General features: G+C 55.5%; 14 protein-coding genes. 9 read left to right on the forward strand and 5 right to left on the reverse strand.

Features of this window, described 5'->3' with window-relative positions; genetic code table 11:
- Positions 1-71: 71 nt before the first annotated feature.
- The 5 genes from glxR (at position 72) to glxK (ending at position 6,610) form a co-directional block, all read left to right on the forward strand.
- Positions 72-950 (forward strand): 2-hydroxy-3-oxopropionate reductase, encoded by an 879-nt coding sequence (gene glxR / locus INT84_RS01290; RefSeq protein WP_194205319.1) that lies wholly within the window; start codon positions 72-74, stop codon positions 948-950.
- Between the two features lie 107 nt (positions 951-1,057).
- Positions 1,058-2,512 (forward strand): putative allantoin permease, encoded by a 1,455-nt coding sequence (locus INT84_RS01295; protein WP_194205320.1) that lies wholly within the window; start codon positions 1,058-1,060, stop codon positions 2,510-2,512.
- Positions 2,513-2,585: 73 nt separating this feature from the next.
- Positions 2,586-3,947, forward strand: coding sequence for an allantoinase AllB (allB, locus tag INT84_RS01300; protein WP_194205321.1), 1,362 nt, complete (start codon positions 2,586-2,588; stop codon positions 3,945-3,947).
- 187 nt (positions 3,948-4,134) lie between these two features.
- Positions 4,135-5,442: a uracil/xanthine transporter gene (locus INT84_RS01305; RefSeq protein WP_194206084.1), complete on the forward strand. Its 1,308-nt coding sequence runs from the start codon at positions 4,135-4,137 to the stop codon at positions 5,440-5,442.
- A gap of 22 nt (positions 5,443-5,464) precedes the next feature.
- Positions 5,465-6,610, forward strand: coding sequence for a glycerate 3-kinase (gene glxK / locus INT84_RS01310; RefSeq protein ID WP_194205322.1), 1,146 nt, complete (start codon positions 5,465-5,467; stop codon positions 6,608-6,610).
- A gap of 447 nt (positions 6,611-7,057) precedes the next feature.
- Here the strand turns inward: glxK and allE are convergent, their stop codons facing one another.
- From allE to allD, 3 genes are read right to left on the reverse strand one after another with little or no spacing between them, the layout of a single operon-like run.
- Complete coding sequence (allE, locus tag INT84_RS01315) at positions 7,058-7,843, reverse strand: (S)-ureidoglycine aminohydrolase (RefSeq protein WP_194205323.1); 786 nt, start codon at positions 7,841-7,843, stop codon at positions 7,058-7,060.
- Positions 7,844-7,852: 9 nt separating this feature from the next.
- The gene (gene allC / locus INT84_RS01320; RefSeq protein WP_194205324.1) at positions 7,853-9,088 is read right to left on the reverse strand and encodes an allantoate deiminase; all 1,236 of its coding nucleotides are present in this window, start codon (positions 9,086-9,088) and stop codon (positions 7,853-7,855) included.
- Positions 9,089-9,109: 21 nt separating this feature from the next.
- Positions 9,110-10,159, reverse strand: a complete 1,050-nt coding sequence (gene allD, locus INT84_RS01325) for an ureidoglycolate dehydrogenase (RefSeq protein WP_194205325.1) — start codon at positions 10,157-10,159, stop codon at positions 9,110-9,112.
- A 315-nt stretch (positions 10,160-10,474) separates the two neighbouring features.
- Here allD and INT84_RS01330 point away from each other — a divergent pair, with 315 nt between their 5' ends.
- The 4 genes from INT84_RS01330 to INT84_RS01345 are packed head-to-tail and all read left to right on the forward strand — an operon-like array spanning position 10,475 to position 15,127.
- The gene (locus tag INT84_RS01330; protein WP_194205326.1) at positions 10,475-12,142 is read left to right on the forward strand and encodes an acyl-CoA synthetase FdrA; all 1,668 of its coding nucleotides are present in this window, start codon (positions 10,475-10,477) and stop codon (positions 12,140-12,142) included.
- Between the two features lie 9 nt (positions 12,143-12,151).
- Complete coding sequence (locus INT84_RS01335; protein WP_194205327.1) at positions 12,152-13,411, forward strand: DUF1116 domain-containing protein; 1,260 nt, start codon at positions 12,152-12,154, stop codon at positions 13,409-13,411.
- Positions 13,412-13,420: 9 nt separating this feature from the next.
- Entirely contained in the window at positions 13,421-14,230 is an 810-nt protein-coding gene (locus INT84_RS01340; protein ID WP_194205328.1) for a DUF2877 domain-containing protein, read from the forward strand.
- Between the two features lie 3 nt (positions 14,231-14,233).
- Positions 14,234-15,127: a carbamate kinase gene (locus tag INT84_RS01345; RefSeq protein ID WP_194205329.1), complete on the forward strand. Its 894-nt coding sequence runs from the start codon at positions 14,234-14,236 to the stop codon at positions 15,125-15,127.
- A gap of 134 nt (positions 15,128-15,261) precedes the next feature.
- Here INT84_RS01345 and purK read toward each other — a convergent pair whose 3' ends face one another.
- The gene (purK, locus tag INT84_RS01350; RefSeq protein WP_194205330.1) at positions 15,262-16,329 is read right to left on the reverse strand and encodes a 5-(carboxyamino)imidazole ribonucleotide synthase; all 1,068 of its coding nucleotides are present in this window, start codon (positions 16,327-16,329) and stop codon (positions 15,262-15,264) included.
- Positions 16,326-16,835 carry a 5-(carboxyamino)imidazole ribonucleotide mutase gene (purE, locus tag INT84_RS01355; RefSeq protein WP_194205331.1) on the reverse strand — a complete coding sequence of 170 codons (510 nt, stop codon included), beginning with the start codon at positions 16,833-16,835 and terminating at the stop codon, positions 16,326-16,328. Before purE ends, purK begins: the two co-directional genes overlap by 4 nt.
- Positions 16,836-16,850: the final 15 nt, after the last annotated feature.

Raw genomic sequence — 16,850 nt, forward strand, 5'->3', positions numbered from 1 at the left:
TCTTCGTTCTTACGGAAGGGATTGCTGTTGCCTGAATTCGGGAAAAGTACGTTTCCAGAAAGAGGATTACTATGAAACTGGGATTTATTGGTCTGGGTATTATGGGCACGCCGATGGCCATCAACCTGGCAAAAGCGGGTCATTCACTGCACGTCACCACCATTGGTCCGGTGGCAGAAGATCTGCTGGCTCTGGGCGCAGTCAATGTTGAGAGTGCGCGCCAGGTCACTGAAAATTCAGATATTATCTTTATCATGGTGCCTGATACTCCTCAGGTAGAGGACGTTCTGTTTAGCGATAACGGTTGTGCAAAAGCCGCGCTGAAAGGCAAAACCATTGTTGATATGAGTTCTATTTCACCCATTGAAACCAAGCGTTTTGCCCGTCAGGTGAATGAGCTGGGCGGTGATTACCTTGATGCACCGGTCTCCGGCGGTGAAATTGGCGCTCGTGAAGGTACGCTGTCAATTATGGTCGGCGGCGAGCAGGTGGTATTTGACCGGGTCAAACCGCTGTTTGAACTAATGGGTAAAAATATTACCCTGGTGGGCGGGAATGGCGACGGCCAGACCTGTAAAGTGGCTAATCAGATTATCGTTGCACTGAATATTGAAGGGGTGTCTGAAGCACTGGTCTTCGCTTCGAAAGCGGGTGCCGATCCGGCGCGCGTCCGTCAGGCGCTGATGGGCGGTTTTGCCTCATCGCGTATTCTGGAAGTGCACGGCGAACGCATGATCAACCGCACCTTCAATCCGGGCTTTAAGATCGCCCTGCATCAAAAAGATCTGAACCTGGCGTTGCAAAGCGCGAAAGCCCTGTCGCTCAGTCTGCCAAATACCGCAACCTGCCAGGAGTTATTCAATTCCTGTGCGGCTAACGGTGGTAGCCAGCTTGACCACTCCTCGCTTATTCAGGCGCTGGAATTAATGGCAAATCATAAAATTAGTTAATATAAAACCCGCCGCAATATGACGGCGGGAATCATCATAAAATTTATTTTTTTGTTCCTCATAGCTGAACCCATAAGCGTTATTTCGATGCGTGAAAAGAGGGAATTATGGAACACCAGAGATCTATTTATAAACAACGCGGTTACAGTGAAGATTTATTACCTAAGATAGAGGAACAACGAACCTGGAAAAAATTTAACTATTTCACATTATGGATGGGGTCGGTACATAACGTACCAAACTACGTTATGGTTGGCGGCTTCTTTATTCTCGGTTTGTCAACCTTCAATATTATGCTGGCGATTATTCTTAGTGCATTTGTTATCGCATTAGTCATGGTAATGAATGGCGCTGCGGGCAGTAAATATGGCGTACCTTTTGCCATGATCCTGCGTGCGTCCTACGGGGTGCGTGGTGCGTTATTTCCGGGCTTATTACGCGGTGGTATTGCGGCAATTATGTGGTTCGGCCTGCAATGCTACGCTGGCTCGTTAGCTTTCCTTATTTTATTAGGAAAACTATGGCCTGCATTCCTGACTCTGGGCGGTGATTTTAATCTGCTGGGGCTGTCGTTACCTGGTCTGATTGCTTTCCTGGTTTTCTGGCTGATTAACGTTGGGATTGGTTTTGGCGGCGGTAAAGTCCTGAATAAATTTACCGCTATCCTGAATCCCTGTATCTACATCGTATTTGGCGGCATGGCTATCTGGGCCATCTCGCTGGTCGGTATCGGTCCGATTCTGGACTACCTGCCTTCCGGCGTGCAGAAGTCACAGAATAGCGGCTTTTTGTTCCTGGTGGTGATTAATGCGGTGGTAGCAGTATGGGCCGCCCCTGCGGTAAGCGCCTCCGACTTTACACAGAATGCGCGTTCATTCCGTGAGCAGGCATGGGGACAAACCTTGGGTCTGGTGGTGGCGTATATTCTGTTTGCTATCGCCGGGGTATCTATTATTGCCGGGGCCAGTATCCACTACGGTATGGATACCTGGAACGTGCTGGATATTGTCCAGAAATGGGACAGCCTTTTCGCCTCGTTCTTCGCCGTACTGGTTATTTTGATGACGACGATTTCGACGAATGCCACCGGTAATATCATTCCGGCGGGTTACCAGATTGCCGCTATTGCGCCAACAAAATTGACCTATAAAAACGGTGTGTTAATTGCCAGTATTATTAGTTTGGTTATTTGCCCATGGAAGCTGATGGAAAATCAGGACAGTATTTATTTATTCCTTGATATCATCGGCGGTATGTTAGGTCCGGTTATTGGGGTCATGCTGGCACACTATTTTGTGGTGATGCGGAGCCAGATTAACCTCGATGAACTTTATACCGGAGCAGGTGATTTTAAATATTATGATAATGGCTTTAACCTGATCGCCTTTTCAGTCACGCTGGTTGCCGTGGTGCTTTCGCTCGGCGGGAAATTCATTCCGTTAATGGAACCATTATCCAGAGTGTCATGGTTTGTGGGGGTTATTTTCGCCTTCGTTGCTTACGCCTTGCTGAAAAAGCGTAGCGTGGCGGTAACTAACCATCCACAAAACAATGCAATTTAACGTTCTACCAGGGATTTTTTAATTCACGGATGACTCGTACTCAAAAACTGTATCTATACATGGAGTATTAATTATGTCTTTTGATCTGATTATTAAAAACGGCACCGTTATTTTAGAAAACGAAGCCCGGGTGATTGATATCGCTGTGCAGGGTGGAAAAATTGCGGCTATCGGCAGCAACCTTGGCGAGGCTAAGCAGGTGATGGATGCCTCTGGTCTGGTGGTTTCTCCGGGCATGGTGGATGCGCATACGCACATCTCCGAACCGGGCCGCTCGCACTGGGAAGGGTACGAAACCGGAACGCGTGCGGCGGCGAAAGGCGGGATCACGACCATGATCGAAATGCCGCTGAACCAGCTTCCGGCAACGGTCGACCGTGCCAGCATCGAACTCAAATTCGACGCGGCGAAGGGCAAACTGACCATTGATGCGGCGCAGCTGGGCGGCCTGGTCTCCTATAACCTGGATCGTCTGCACGAGCTGGATGAAGTTGGCGTGGTTGGCTTTAAATGCTTCGTCGCCACCTGCGGCGACCGCGGCATCGACAACGATTTCCGCGACGTTAACGACTGGCAGTTCTTCAAAGGGGCGCAGAAACTGGCTGAGCTGGGCCAACCGGTGCTGGTGCACTGCGAAAACGCGCTGATCTGCGATGAACTCGGCGAAGAAGCGAAGCGCGAAGGCCGCGTCACGGCGCACGATTATGTGGCCTCGCGTCCGGTATTCACCGAAGTGGAAGCCATCCGCCGGGTCCTGTATCTGGCTAAAGTGGCGGGTTGCCGCCTGCACGTCTGCCATATCAGCAGCCCGGAAGGCGTTGCCGAAGTGACCCGCGCTCGTCAGGAAGGTCAGGATGTTACCTGTGAATCCTGCCCGCACTATTTTGTGCTGGATACCGATCAGTTCGAAGCGATTGGCACCCTGGCAAAATGCTCTCCGCCGATCCGCGATCTGGAAAACCAGAAAGGGATGTGGGAAAAACTGTTCAACGGTGAAATCGACTGCCTGGTCTCCGACCACTCTCCGTGCCCGCCGGATATGAAAGCAGGCAACATCATGCAGGCGTGGGGCGGCATTGCTGGTTTGCAGAGCTGCATGGACGTGATGTTTGATGAGGCGGTACAGAAGCGTGGAATGTCCCTGCCGATGTTCGCCAAACTGATGGCCACTAACGCCGCCGATATTTTCGGTCTGGAAAACAAAGGCCGCATCGCCCCAGGGAAAGATGCTGACTTCGTCTTCATTCAGCCCAACAGCAGCTATGTGCTGAAAAATGAAGACCTGGAATATCGTCACAAAGTCAGCCCGTACGTTGGCCGCACCATTGGCGCGCGTATTGCCAAAACCATCCTGCGCGGCGATGTCATTTATGACATCGAGAAAGGCTTTGCGGCTGCACCGAAAGGTCAGTTCGTTCTCAAGCACAAGCAGTAAGTTAATCTGAATCAATGCCCGTCTTATGAACGGGCATTCAGACCGCTGACAAAGTGGGTTGTCAGGGGAAACACCGGGATTGGGTTCCCGGAGGGAGGCCCAACCCGGTGGTCGCCCCGTGTTCCACGGACGGTTTGTCATCAACCTCAATGCCCGTCTTATGGACGGGCATTATTTCTTTCAGGGGATGTTTATGATTGCCTCTTCTGGTCGCCGTGAGAGTCTATTTTCAGGCTTTCAATGGTTTTTCTTTATTTTTTGTAACACCGTGGTGGTTCCACCCACGTTAGTTTCCGCTTTTCAGCTCCCCGCCGCGGCGCTTTTCACGCTCACACAGTATGCGTTTATGACTACCGGCATCGCCTGCCTGGCGCAGGCATTTTTCGGCCATCGGCGCGCCATTATGGAAGGGCCAACCGGTTTGTGGTGGGGGACGATCCTGACCGTCACGCTCGCCGAGGCCGCGCGAGGAACGCCGATTGCCAGCATTGCCTCAAGTCTGGCCGTGGGCATTGCGCTGTCAGCCGCGATCACCATTATGATTGGCATCAGCGGGTTAGGAGAATGGCTGGCACGCTTATTTAGTCCGGCCGTCATGGTGGTATTTATGCTGCTGCTGGGCGCGCAGTTAACCACCATTTTTTTCAAAGGCATGCTGGGTCTGCCTTTTGGGGTAGTCAGCGGCACCGTGACGGTCCAGATGACGCACTTTGTGCTGGCGGCGGCGGTAGCGCTGCTGGTGATTGCGATGATCGTCTTTCTTCCGATCAGGATGGGCCGCTACGCGTTGCTGCTCGGCACGCTGGCAGGATGGGCGCTATATCGCTTCTGTTTTCCCGCCGCGCTGTCGCTGACCGGCGACGTTCACTGGCCGTGGTTTCCGCTCGGAAGCGGCGGAGCATTGCGTCCGGGGATCATTCTGACAGCGATCCTGGCCGGGGTGGTCAATATCTCGAACACCTACGGCGCGATCCGCGGTACGGAATGTTTCTATACCGATGCTCCTGCCACGCGACAGACCTGGCGCGGCAGTTTTATTGTTTCCGGGCTGATGACGCTGGTCACCGTGCCGCTCAGCGTCGTGCCATTCTCCCCCTTTGTTTCCTCCATTGGCTTAATAACCCAGACCGGAGACAGCACCCGCCGGGCATTTGTGCTGGGCAGTCTCTGTTGCCTGCTGGTGGGTATTATTGCCCCGTTAACCCGCCTGTTTTGCTCATTGCCGCTACCGGTGAGTAGTGCGGTTATGCTGGTATCGTATTTACCGCTGCTTTTTTCCAGCCTTACATTTAGCCAGCAGATATCGCTGTCGAGCCGCAATATCTATCGTCTGGCGCTGCCGCTGTTTAGCGGAATATTTCTGATGGGACTCTCTCCGGTCTATTTGCAGGATCTGCCCCTGACGCTACGCCCATTACTGAGTAACGGGCTGCTGGTAGGCATTTTACTGGCGGTAGCGATGGAAAATCTTATTCCGTGGAAACGGATCCCCTGATTTCATATAAAAAGGATGAACGATGAAAATAGTTATTGCGCCAGATTCATTTAAAGAAAGTGTAAGCGCGGAGAAATGCGCGCTGGCGATTAAAGCAGGTTTTAGTGACGTCTTTCCTGACGCAGAATATCTCTGCCTGCCCATTGCCGACGGCGGTGAAGGCACGGTGGATGCCATGGTGGCGGCTACCGGCGGACGCCTGGTGACGCTGCCAGTCACCGGCCCGATGGGCACGCCGATGCAGGGATTTTATGGTCTGACGGGGGATGGTAAAACCGCCGTAATTGAAATGGCGGCGGCGAGCGGTCTGATGCTGGTGGAGCCTGAAGCACGTAATCCGCTGCTGGCGACCAGCTACGGCACCGGGGAGCTGATCCGTCACGCGCTGGAGGCGGGAATTCGCCATATCATCCTCGGCATCGGCGGCAGTGCGACCGTTGACGGCGGGATCGGCATGGCGCAGGCGCTGGGCGTGCGTTTTCTCGATGCCGATCAACAGGTGCTTGGCGCGGGCGGCGGTGAGCTGATGCGTATTGCCAGCATTGAGATGGCCGACCGCGATCCGCGTCTGAGCGACTGCCGAATTGAAGTCGCCTGCGACGTCGATAATCCGCTGGTCGGCGCGCGTGGTGCGGCGGCGGTATTTGGCCCGCAAAAAGGAGCGACGCCGACGATGGTCGATGCGCTGGAGCGTGGGTTGGTCAACTATGCGCAGGTTATCCAGCGGCTGACGGGGCAGGATGTTGCGCAGATCCCCGGCGGCGGCGCGGCGGGCGGCATGGGCGTGGCGGCGGGTGTGTTCCTGAACGCCACGTTAAAACCGGGCATCGACATCGTGTTAAATGCCGTTAACCTCGACGGTGCGGTTCGGGACGCGACGCTTGTGATCACCGGAGAAGGGCGAATCGACTCACAAACCGCAGGGGGCAAAGCACCCATCGGCGTCGCGCAGATTGCTAAACGCTATCATATTCCGGTAATTGGTATTGCCGGCGTGCTGGGCGATGGCGTGGAGGTGGTTCACCAGCACGGCATCGATGCGGTATTCAGCATCCTGCCTCGTCTGGCTCCTTTGCCCGACGTGCTCGCCAGCGGCGAAACTAACCTTCGACAGTGCGCGCGTAATATTGCGATGGCGCTGAAAATGGGTAATTGTTTCCAGGCATAATCAGCAAATTACGCAACCTCTAGGCCCGTGCAAGCGCAGCGCCGCCGGGCAACGGTGGCACGGCGTCAGCGCCAGCCTCGCCGTTTTGCCGGGTGGCGGCTACGCCTTACCCGGCCTACAATGGATTTATAATCAGCAAGTTACGCACCCTGTAGGCCCGTGCAAGCGCAGCGCCGCCGGGCAACGGTGGCACGGCGTCAACACCTGGCTCGCCGTTTTGCCGGGTGGCGGCTGCGCCTTACCCGGCCTACAATGGATTTATAATCAGCAAGTTACGCAACCTGTAGGCCCGTGCAAGCGCAGCGCCGCCGGGCATTATTCCACGGTATAACGTTTGCCAGCACTCTCTTTTCTATTGTTTTTATTATAATAAAAAAAAGCCACGGTGTTCACCGTGGCAAAATCCTACATAGCTAAAATAAACCTTTTACTCTCAACAGGGTGGTATTAAATCTCGACGTCGCGATTACAATCTTTTGAATAGATATAGCTGAACGCTTCACCACGTCCGACGCCATACCCGGCCTGCAATGAGTAGGCTCCCATAAAGATATAATCCCCTTTTTGTACCGGTACCCAGTTATTATCCAGGTTATAAACCCCTTGACCGGAAAGAATATAGGCACCATGCTCCTGGACATGGGTTTCGATATAGCCGTGGCTGGCACCGGGCGCGAATGACAGAATGTGCATATTCATATCAAAACCCAGATCTTTTGGCAGGAAATCCAGCAAAATAACATCATCCATGCCTTCATAATGAATGCGTTCCAGCTGGCTGGTATTGCCGCTCACCAGATAAGGCGCGTGCCCGGCCACCGGAATATAGCGACGTTTATACAGGAAGATCTGGCTGTCGCCACTCTGATCGTTGGTAAACGTCATGATGACGCCTGGCGGACAATACAGATAACCGCCTTCGGTTAAGCTAAAGGTTTTCCCTTCGGCCTGGGCGGACACTTTCCCGGAAATGACATAACAGAACGTTTCAATGCCTTCGCCGCCAAATCCTGCCGTATTACCGCCGCCCTGATGCAGCGTCACCAGATAATCGACAAACGTCGCGCCCAGTTTTGGCGTCGACAGGATCGTCGCATCGCAGTTTTCAAAGCCGGGAATGCTATTTTTTACCAGGCCATCAGGCGTCAGTAGCGCATAGTTACCGTGTTTAACAATGGCACGGTTTGCCAGTAGATCGTTACGATAACCGGTAACGTTATTCAGATATCCCATGAGTGATCCTTAATTTTTCCAGGCCAGTTGATACAGCATCAGCGCCAGCGTTTTAACGCCTTCCGCCAAATCGTCGATATGGGTGCGTTCTGCCGGGTTGTGGCTGATCCCTTTTATGCTGGGCATAAAAATCATGCAGGTCGGCACGCGCGGGGCGAAAATCTGCGCATCGTGACCAGCACCGCTGTGCATCACGCGATAATTCAACCGCTCTTTTTCACACAGTGCGGTGAGCTGCTGCACCAGCCCGGCATCCATCGGCACCGGGGCTTCATCCATCCACAAATCGATATCAATAGCGATATTCATCTCAGCGCAGATGGCGCGCATGTCGCCTTCGAGAACCTCGGTAAAAGCACGCAGCGCCTGCGCATCGGTATGACGGCAATCGATGGTAAAGACGGTTTTACCCGGCACCACGTTTACCGTATTGGGCTGCGGCTCGACTTTACCGAAGGTCAGCACCAGCGGATCGCCATGCGCTTTGGCTTTGGCGATCGCTTCGCAGCAAATGCGGCTGAAAGCGTGAACCGTATCGCGGCGATAGCGCATTGGCGTGGTGCCCGCGTGGTTCGATTCACCGTCAAGGGTGATGGTATAGCGGCGCTGGCCGACAATCGCGTTCACCACGCCGACGGACTGGCCGTTCGTTTCCAGTACGCAGCCCTGCTCGATATGCAATTCCACAAAGGCTTTAATATCCTGACGCGGCGTCAGCGGCGCGGCGGGCAACGCAAAGCCGCACTCATTCATCGCCGTCACGAAATTAATCCCGTGCGCATCGCTGATATTTTTTACCTCCGCCGGGTTGGCGAGGCCGAAAATATTTTTGCTGCCCCAGAAGACATACGGAAAGCGGCTGCCTTCCTCTTCTGCCATTGCGACTGCTTCCACCGTGCGCAGCGGTGCGCCGTAAGTCTCTTTTAACCAGCGCAGCGCCAGCCAGGCGGCGAGTGCGCCAAACTGACCGTCCAGATTGCCACCGTTAACCACGGTATCAATATGCGAGCCGCTTAAAATCACCTCGTCAGGAAATTGTGTTCCGGTCAGGCGACCATATAAATTTCCCACTTCATCAAAACGGGTGTCAAAGCCGCTTTCGGCCATGCGTTTTTTAAATTGCTGCTGCGCTTCCAGCCATTCACGAGAATAAAGTAGTCTGGTCATCCCGCCTGTAGGATCGGCCCCGAAAGAGGAGAGCCAGGGTAATGTTTCTGCGATGGCATTGCGAAAATGATTTAACATTCTTCGTACCTGTTTAAGATATTATTGAGCAAACGGATCGCCGGTTTCATACGAGCGCAGATATAGCGCATCAGAAACCAGATAGTCATAAATATCATTAACAATCTCGATACCTTCTATCTCAGACTGTTTTTCATTAATATCCAGGTTCTGCCCTGGGTAATAAACCTGCTTAAAGCCAGGGGCCGGAGCGATCGCATTTAATTCACGCATTGTCTGGCTTAAATGCTGACGGAATAACGCGCCGGAGCCAAAGAATTCAGGATTAATCACCACGTGGAGCTGTCCTAAATTGCGGCCGGAGTTTAAGTCATCGTACATAGAGCTCACCTGACGGCCAAAAGGCAGGTTGAGCAGAATGCCGGAAAGTACGTCGATCATCATCATCAACCCGTAGCCTTTCGGCCCGGCGGCGGGTAACAGCGCGTGTACCGCAAAAGGATCCTTCGTGGGATGCCCTTTTTTATCGACAGCCCAGCTCTCCGGGATGCTCTCATTACGCGAGCGGGCATCCAGCACCTTTCCCCACGCCTGAACCGTGGTTGCCATATCGAAGGTCAGAATCTCACCGTTTTCTGCCGGTGCACAGAAGGCGAGCGGGTTGGTGCCATAGTAGATTTCTGCGCCGCCAAACGGCACCACCATCGGATCAGACTGGCAAAAAGAGAGGCCGATTAACCCTGCTCTGGCTGCCATCTGAGTGAAGTAAGAAATGGCACCGCTATGGCCCATGCGGCTGATACCGACCACCGCCACGCCGTTTTCCTGCGCCATCGTGATGGCGTGCTCCATGCCCAGTTTGGCCGCGACCTGACCCGCCGCGTTATTGGCATGCAGCGTGCCGGTACAGGGACCGGATTGTTCAAAACGGAATGTGGGATGGCAATTCGTACCCCCTTTCGAGATCCGTTCCGCATAGTATTCCACGCGGACGGCACCATGCGAGTGAATACCTCGTGCGTCAGCATAAACCAGTACATCCGCCACCGTAGCGGCGTGCTCACGTTTAAGTCCTGCTTTGCTCAGCTTATTTTCGATAAGCTGATGGAGTGTTTCCCGACTGACTTTCATCTGTCTTCCTTTTTTACGACGGTGTAGAGCATGACTGCGGTAAACATACCGGGAAAATAAACTAAATTTGTGATCCAGACAGGCAAATAAATATAGTTAGAATTAATTTGATAATCATTTTGTCTTTTGTAGAGAAATTAAATTAATCACTATTTTTAAAAAACGGCCATCAATGAACGGGCGAATATTTAAATCCATTTGCTAATAAAATGAGTGTGACGTTAATCACTCTCTTCGCATTCAGATCTGTATACCGTGAACGCACATTAACCATGCTCGTTCAATTGCAATGAGTGCAATTACTGGGGAGTCGTTATGATCCATGCCTTTATAAAAAAAGGGTGTTTTCAGGATTCAGTCAGCTTAATGCTTATTTCACGGAAATTAAGTGAATCAGAAAATGTTGATGATGTATCGGTCATGATGGGGACGCCGGCGAATAAATCGCTGCTGGAAACCACCGGTTTCTGGCACGAGGATTTCGCGCAGGCCACGCCAAACGATATTTGTGTTGCGGTGCGGACTGACATCGACGACACAACGATTATGCAGACCATTCTTCAGCAGCTGGAAGAGGCGCTGAAAACGCTGGCGCAGGGCGCGAGCGGTGGGCAGTCACTGCAACAGGTCAGGCGCTGGGAAAGCGCCTGCCAGAAGCTGACCGACGCTAACGTCACGCTGATTTCAATTGCCGGAGAGTACGCTGCGGAGCTGGCGCATCAGGCGCTCGATCACAACAAAAATGTGATGATCTTCTCCGATAACGTGTCGCTGGAGGATGAAATTGCGCTGAAAACGCGCGCCCGTGACAAGGGGCTGCTGGTGATGGGGCCGGACTGCGGGACGGCGATTATTGCCGGCACGCCGCTGGCGTTCGCTAACGTTATGCCGGAGGGAAGTATCGGCATTATTGGCGCATCCGGCACTGGTATTCAGGAGCTGGCTTCGCAAATTGCCCTGCATGACGGAGGGATCACCCATGCGATCGGCCTGGGCGGTCGCGATTTAAGCGCCGGGGTGGGCGGCATTAGTGCGCTGACGGCGCTTGAGATGCTGGCAGCGGATCAAAAAAGTCGCGTGCTGGCCTTCGTTTCAAAGCCACCCGCTGACGCGGTGCGCCAGCGCATTATTGCGGCAATGAAAGCGAGCGGCAAACCGGTGGTGGCACTGTTCCTCGGCTACCGTTCTCCGGTTTCGCGCGACGGTAACGTCTGGTTCGCGACGACGCTGGATGAGGCCGCACGTCTTGCCTGCCTGCTGGCGCGGGTGGCGGATCGTCGTCAGGCGCTTTCTGCTACCCGTAGTGGTGTGATCCGTGGACTTTACACCGGCGGCACGCTGGCCGCAGAGGCCGCAGGCTTACTGGCAGATTATCTCAATGTCACTACTGACGCCGCGCACCCGCACGGGATGATGCTGGATGCGGCCGGTCATCAGGTTGTGGATCTGGGGGATGATTTTTATACCGTCGGGCGTCCGCACCCGATGATCGACCCTGCGCTGCGTAATCAGCTGATTGCCGATCTCGCCTTTAAACCGCAGGTTCGCGTCCTGCTGCTGGATGTGGTGATTGGTTTTGGTGCCACCGCCGATCCGGCCGCTTCGCTGGTTGAGGCGTATCAGCGTGCGCGTGGCGGACGCGATACCGATCAACCGCTGTTTGCCATCGCCACCGTGACCGGTACTGAGCGCGATCCGCAGAGTCGCTCCCGACAAATCGCCACCCTGGAAGATGCGGGTATCACGGTGGTGGATTCGCTCCCCGAAGCGACGCTGCTGGCCGCTGAGCTGATCCGCTCACCCATCCCACAGAACCATCTCAAACCCGCCCGATTGCTGGAAGGCGTGGCGGTGATCAACGCCGGGTTGCGCAGCTTTGCTCTCGATCTTCAGGCTGCCGGAACGCCGGTTATTCATTATCAGTGGGCACCCATCGCGGGTGGCAATAAAAAACTGGCTCGTTTATTAGAACGTTTGCAATAAGAGGTCCCTATGTATACATCACTGGCGCAAGCCAATGCCGCAGTAATTGAAAAAATTCGTTGTGCGCGTCCGCACTGGCTGGATGTAAAGCCCGCGGGTTCACTGATTAGCGTGTTAAATCAGGGGAAAACCTTATTGCACGCGGGGCCGCCGATGCGCTGGGCCGATATGACCGGCCCGATGAAAGGAGCCTGTATTGGTGCGTCGCTGTTTGAAGGCTGGGCGAAAAATGAAAAAGCCGCGCTGGATATGCTCGAAAGTGGTGAAGTCACCTTTATTCCCTGTCATCACGTTAACGCCGTTGGTCCGATGGGCGGTATCACCTCCGCCAGTATGCCGATGCTGGTGGTGGAAAATGCCACCGATGGCAACCGCGCGTATTGCAACCTTAATGAAGGGATTGGCAAAGTGATGCGCTTCGGTGCTTATGGTGAGGATGTCCAGGCGCGTCTGCGCTGGATGCGCGATGTGCTGATGCCGGTACTGAGCGCGGCCTTAAACACGATAGAACGTGGTATCGATCTGACTGCCATGATGGGGCAGGGCATTACCATGGGGGATGAATTCCACCAGCGTAATATCGCCACGTCGGCATTGCTGATGCGCGCGCTGGCACCGCATATCGTCCGCCTCGACCATGATAAGCAGCAGATTGCAGAAGTGATGGACTTCCTCAGCGTCACCGATCAGTTCTTCCTCAATCTGGCGATGGCCTATTGCAAAGCGGCGATGGACGCCGGGGCGCAAATTGAGGCGGGCAGTATTGTCACGGCGATGACCCGTAACGGCAATATGTTCGGCATCCGGGTGAGTGGGCTGGGCGAGCGCTGGTTTACCGCGCCGGTCAATACGCCGCAGGGGCTGTTCTTCACCGGCTTTTCCCAGCAGCAGGCCAACCCGGACATGGGCGACAGTGCGATCACCGAGACCTTCGGCATCGGCGGCGCGGCGATGATTGCGGCCCCGGGCGTGACGCGGTTTGTTGGTGCAGGCGGCATGGAAGCGGCGAAATCGGTCTGTGAAGAGATGGCGGAAATTTTCCTCGAACGCAATATGCAGTTGCAGATCCCCGGCTGGGATTTCCAGGGCGCTTGCCTCGGGCTGGATATTCGCCGCGTCGTGGAAACCGGGATCACGCCGCTGATCAACACCGGGATTGCCCATAAGGATGCGGGTATCGGGCAGATTGGGGCCGGTACGGTGCGTGCGCCGCTGGCCTGTTTCGAGCAGGCGCTGGAAGCGCTGGCCGACGCGATGGGCGTCAATTAAGGGCACCTGATGAACATCATCCAGCCCATCCTTGCCAGCCAGCACGCGGCGGATTATCGCCAGGCGTGGCACCTTGCGGGCGTCTGGCGGCGGTCAATCAATCTGTGCAGCGACAGCGGCGAATTGTTAACGCTGCACCGTCGCGGCAGTGGATTCGGGCCTGGGGGATGGGTGTTGCGCTGCGAGGATTTTGACGCGCTTCGCGAGGCGCTGGACGGTAACGAGAGGCCGCAGGTCATCGCTGAGGGGATGAGGTTAGGGGCATTCACTCTGCGGACGCCGCGAAAATACTGTTCGTTACGTCTGATGCCTCACGCGCAGCCTTCTGGCCTTGCCGGGCATATGCTGATGCAGGGGGAGGAAACGGGGCTGTTCGGTCTGCTGGTGCAGGCCGTCAGCGCGCCGCTCGACGCTGAGTTGCTGCACTATCAGCGGAGTTTTGCCGCCGCGCTTACCGGAGAGGGCGTTGACTGGCGTCCCTGGCTGGGAAAAGGGCCGGGGCTGACGCCCAGTCACGACGACACGCTCACCGGCATGATGCTGGCAGGCTGGTACTTCGGTGCCCTGAAGCCCGCCGTTGCCCGGCGTTTTTTTGCCGCCTCCGGCAATCTGGCAGAGGTAACGACTATGGTGAGCGTGAGCTATTTGCGCTACGCCGCCGAAGGCTGCTTTGCCTCTCCACTTCTGCATTTTACCCACGCATTAGGCCGTAGCCGCCGCGTCCCTGAAGCGACGGAAGCGCTGCTGGCGCTCGGCCATACCTCCGGGGCCGACACCCTGCTGGGCTTCTGGCTGGGCCAACAAATTATAAAAGGATAAATCATGAAAACGCTGGTCGTTGCCCTCGGCGGCAACGCATTATTACAGCGCGGGGAAGCGCTGACGGTAGAGAATCAGTACCGCAATATTGAGAGTGCCGTCCCGGCGCTGGCGCGTCTGGCGCGGCAGTATCGGTTAGCGATTGTTCACGGCAACGGGCCGCAGGTAGGGCTGCTTGCATTGCAGAATCTGGCCTGGAAGGAGGTTGCGCCTTATCCGCTGGATGTGCTGGTGGCGGAAAGCCAGGGGATGATCGGCTATATGCTGGCGCAGCGTCTCGGTAGAGAACCCGATATGCCACCGGTCACCACGATTTTAACCCGTATTCAGATAGATAAAGACGATCCGGCCTTCCACTCGCCGGAGAAATTTATTGGCCCGGTCTACGCGCCGGAACAGCAGAATGAACTGGAAGCCACCTACGGCTGGCAGATGAAACGCGACGGTAAATACCTGCGCCGGGTGGTGCCTTCGCCGCTGCCAAAGCGCATCGAAGAGAGCCAGGCGATTGAACTGCTGCTTAAAGAAGGGCACGTGGTCATTTGCAGCGGCGGCGGCGGTGTGCCGGTGGCGCAGAATGGTCAGGGAACGGAAGCGGTCATTGATAAGGATCTGGCGGCGGCGCTGCTGGCAGAACAGATCAATGCCGACGGCTTAATTATTCTCACGGATGCGGATGCGGTATATGAAAACTGGGGGACGCCACAACAGCGGGCAATTCGTCAGGCTACGCCGGATAAACTGGCTCCGTTTGCAAAAGCGGACGGTTCGATGGGACCGAAAGTGGCCGCCGTCAGCGGATACGTCCAGCGCCGGGGAAAACCCGCCTGGATTGGCTCGCTGACCCGGATTGACGAAACGCTGGCAGGGCAGGCGGGGACCTGTATTCGTTTATAATATCCGCCTCTGCACCCGATTTGCCGGGTGGCGGCTTCGCCTTACCCGGCCTACAACAATTGTGTAATCAGCGGGTTACGTTGAGCGTAGGCCCGCGCAAGCGAAGCGCCGCCGGGCATTACGCGCAACCCGCCTTACGCCAGTTTCCCCTGTGCCCAGGTCAACCCGCTGGCATACTCCGGCGGTAACAGCGGCATCAACGCTTCCAGAGTAGCGCTGAGGCGATCCGTATCACTGTCATTAAGATTAAGATGCCCCACCTTGCGGCCCGGACGCACCTCTTTATCGTACCAGTGTAGATGGACCAGCGGCAGCTTCAGCCAGTCGTAATTAAGATCGGTGCCGATCAAATTCACCATCACCGACGGACTGTCGATCACCGGCTGTGGTAGCGGCAGATCGGTGATCGCCCGTAAATGCAGTTCGAACTGACTGATAGACGCGCCGTTCTGCGTCCAGTGGCCGCTGTTGTGCACGCGCGGGGCCAGTTCGTTGATCAGCAACCCGCCTGGCGTAATAAAACACTCCATCGCCATCACGCCGACATAATTCAGTTCGTGCAGGATGGCAGAAAGCATCGTTTCCGCCTGCGCCTGCTGCTCAGCATTGGCGCGCGGAAACGCCACGCTGGTACGCAAAATACCGTCCTGATGCAGGTTATGCGTCAGCGGATAAAACACCGTGGCACCGTCATGCCCGCGCGCGCCGACCAGCGACACTTCGCCGCTAAAGTTAATGCCCTGCTCAACGATGCATTCGCCGTAGCAATCGTCCGGTAACTGTGCCGTCTCTGCCGCGCGTAGACGCCACTGCCCGCGACCATCATAACCGCCGACCCGGCGCTTAACGATTGCCAGCTCGCCGAGACGGGCAAAAACCTCCGGCCATTCGTCGCGATTTGCCAGCAGCTGCCACGGGGCGGTCGCCAGACCGAGTTTATCGAACAGCTGCTTTTGCGTAAGACGGTCGGCGATAATCGGAAACACATCGCGATTCACAAACGCCGGATGACGCGCCAGCTCGCGGGTCAGGGCAGTCTCCGGCCAGCGTTCGATTTCAGCGGTGATCACGCTCTGCGCAAACGGCACTGCTTCCGGTTCGGCATCCAGTCCGACCGGCCATACCGGGATGCCCAGCGGCTCACCTGCCTGACGCAGCATCCGGCCAAGCTGACCGTTGCCCAGAATACAAACCTGTTTCATGCTGCACCCCGCGGATCCGGATTATCCAGCACCTCGTCGGTCTGCGTCTTACGCCACTCGACCAGACGCTGATGCAGTTCAGCATCATGCTGCGCCAGAATTTGCGCCGCCAGCAGCGCCGCATTCGCCGCGCCCGCTTTACCAATTGCCAGCGTACCCACCGGAATGCCGCGCGGCATCTGGACAATAGAATAAAGGCTATCGACGCCGCTCAACGCCACGCTTTGAACCGGCACACCCAGCACCGGCACCAGCGTTTTTGCCGCGATCATCCCCGGCAGATGCGCCGCACCGCCTGCGCCCGCAATAATCACCTGATAGCCGTTCTCCTCTGCGCTTTCGGCAAAGCTGAACAGCTTATCGGGGGTGCGGTGAGCGGAGACAACTTCAACATGGTGCGGGACGTTCAGAACGTCGAAAATTTCGGCGGCGAACTGCATGGTAGCCCAGTCGCTTTTGGACCCCATCACGATGGCGACACGCGCCGGGTTATTGCGGGAAGACATGCGTCTGAAAACTCC

Origin of the sequence: Superficieibacter sp. 1612_C1 (genome assembly GCF_015234305.1) — a bacterium.
Taxonomy (GTDB): domain Bacteria; phylum Pseudomonadota; class Gammaproteobacteria; order Enterobacterales; family Enterobacteriaceae; genus Superficieibacter.

What these genes read in the sequence shown, in the direction of transcription:
- glxR (WP_194205319.1), top strand. Translation starts at nt 72, where the DNA reads ATGAAACTGGGATTTATTGGTCTGGGTATTATGGGCACGCCGATGGCC.
- INT84_RS01295 (WP_194205320.1), top strand. Translation starts at nt 1,058, where the DNA reads ATGGAACACCAGAGATCTATTTATAAACAACGCGGTTACAGTGAAGAT.
- allB (WP_194205321.1), top strand. Translation starts at nt 2,586, where the DNA reads ATGTCTTTTGATCTGATTATTAAAAACGGCACCGTTATTTTAGAAAAC.
- INT84_RS01305 (WP_194206084.1), top strand. Translation starts at nt 4,135, where the DNA reads ATGTTTATGATTGCCTCTTCTGGTCGCCGTGAGAGTCTATTTTCAGGC.
- glxK (WP_194205322.1), top strand. Translation starts at nt 5,465, where the DNA reads ATGAAAATAGTTATTGCGCCAGATTCATTTAAAGAAAGTGTAAGCGCG.
- allE (WP_194205323.1), bottom strand. Translation starts at nt 7,843, where the DNA reads ATGGGATATCTGAATAACGTTACCGGTTATCGTAACGATCTACTGGCA.
- allC (WP_194205324.1), bottom strand. Translation starts at nt 9,088, where the DNA reads ATGTTAAATCATTTTCGCAATGCCATCGCAGAAACATTACCCTGGCTC.
- allD (WP_194205325.1), bottom strand. Translation starts at nt 10,159, where the DNA reads ATGAAAGTCAGTCGGGAAACACTCCATCAGCTTATCGAAAATAAGCTG.
- INT84_RS01330 (WP_194205326.1), top strand. Translation starts at nt 10,475, where the DNA reads ATGATCCATGCCTTTATAAAAAAAGGGTGTTTTCAGGATTCAGTCAGC.
- INT84_RS01335 (WP_194205327.1), top strand. Translation starts at nt 12,152, where the DNA reads ATGTATACATCACTGGCGCAAGCCAATGCCGCAGTAATTGAAAAAATT.
- INT84_RS01340 (WP_194205328.1), top strand. Translation starts at nt 13,421, where the DNA reads ATGAACATCATCCAGCCCATCCTTGCCAGCCAGCACGCGGCGGATTAT.
- INT84_RS01345 (WP_194205329.1), top strand. Translation starts at nt 14,234, where the DNA reads ATGAAAACGCTGGTCGTTGCCCTCGGCGGCAACGCATTATTACAGCGC.
- purK (WP_194205330.1), bottom strand. Translation starts at nt 16,329, where the DNA reads ATGAAACAGGTTTGTATTCTGGGCAACGGTCAGCTTGGCCGGATGCTG.
- purE (WP_194205331.1), bottom strand. Translation starts at nt 16,835, where the DNA reads ATGTCTTCCCGCAATAACCCGGCGCGTGTCGCCATCGTGATGGGGTCC.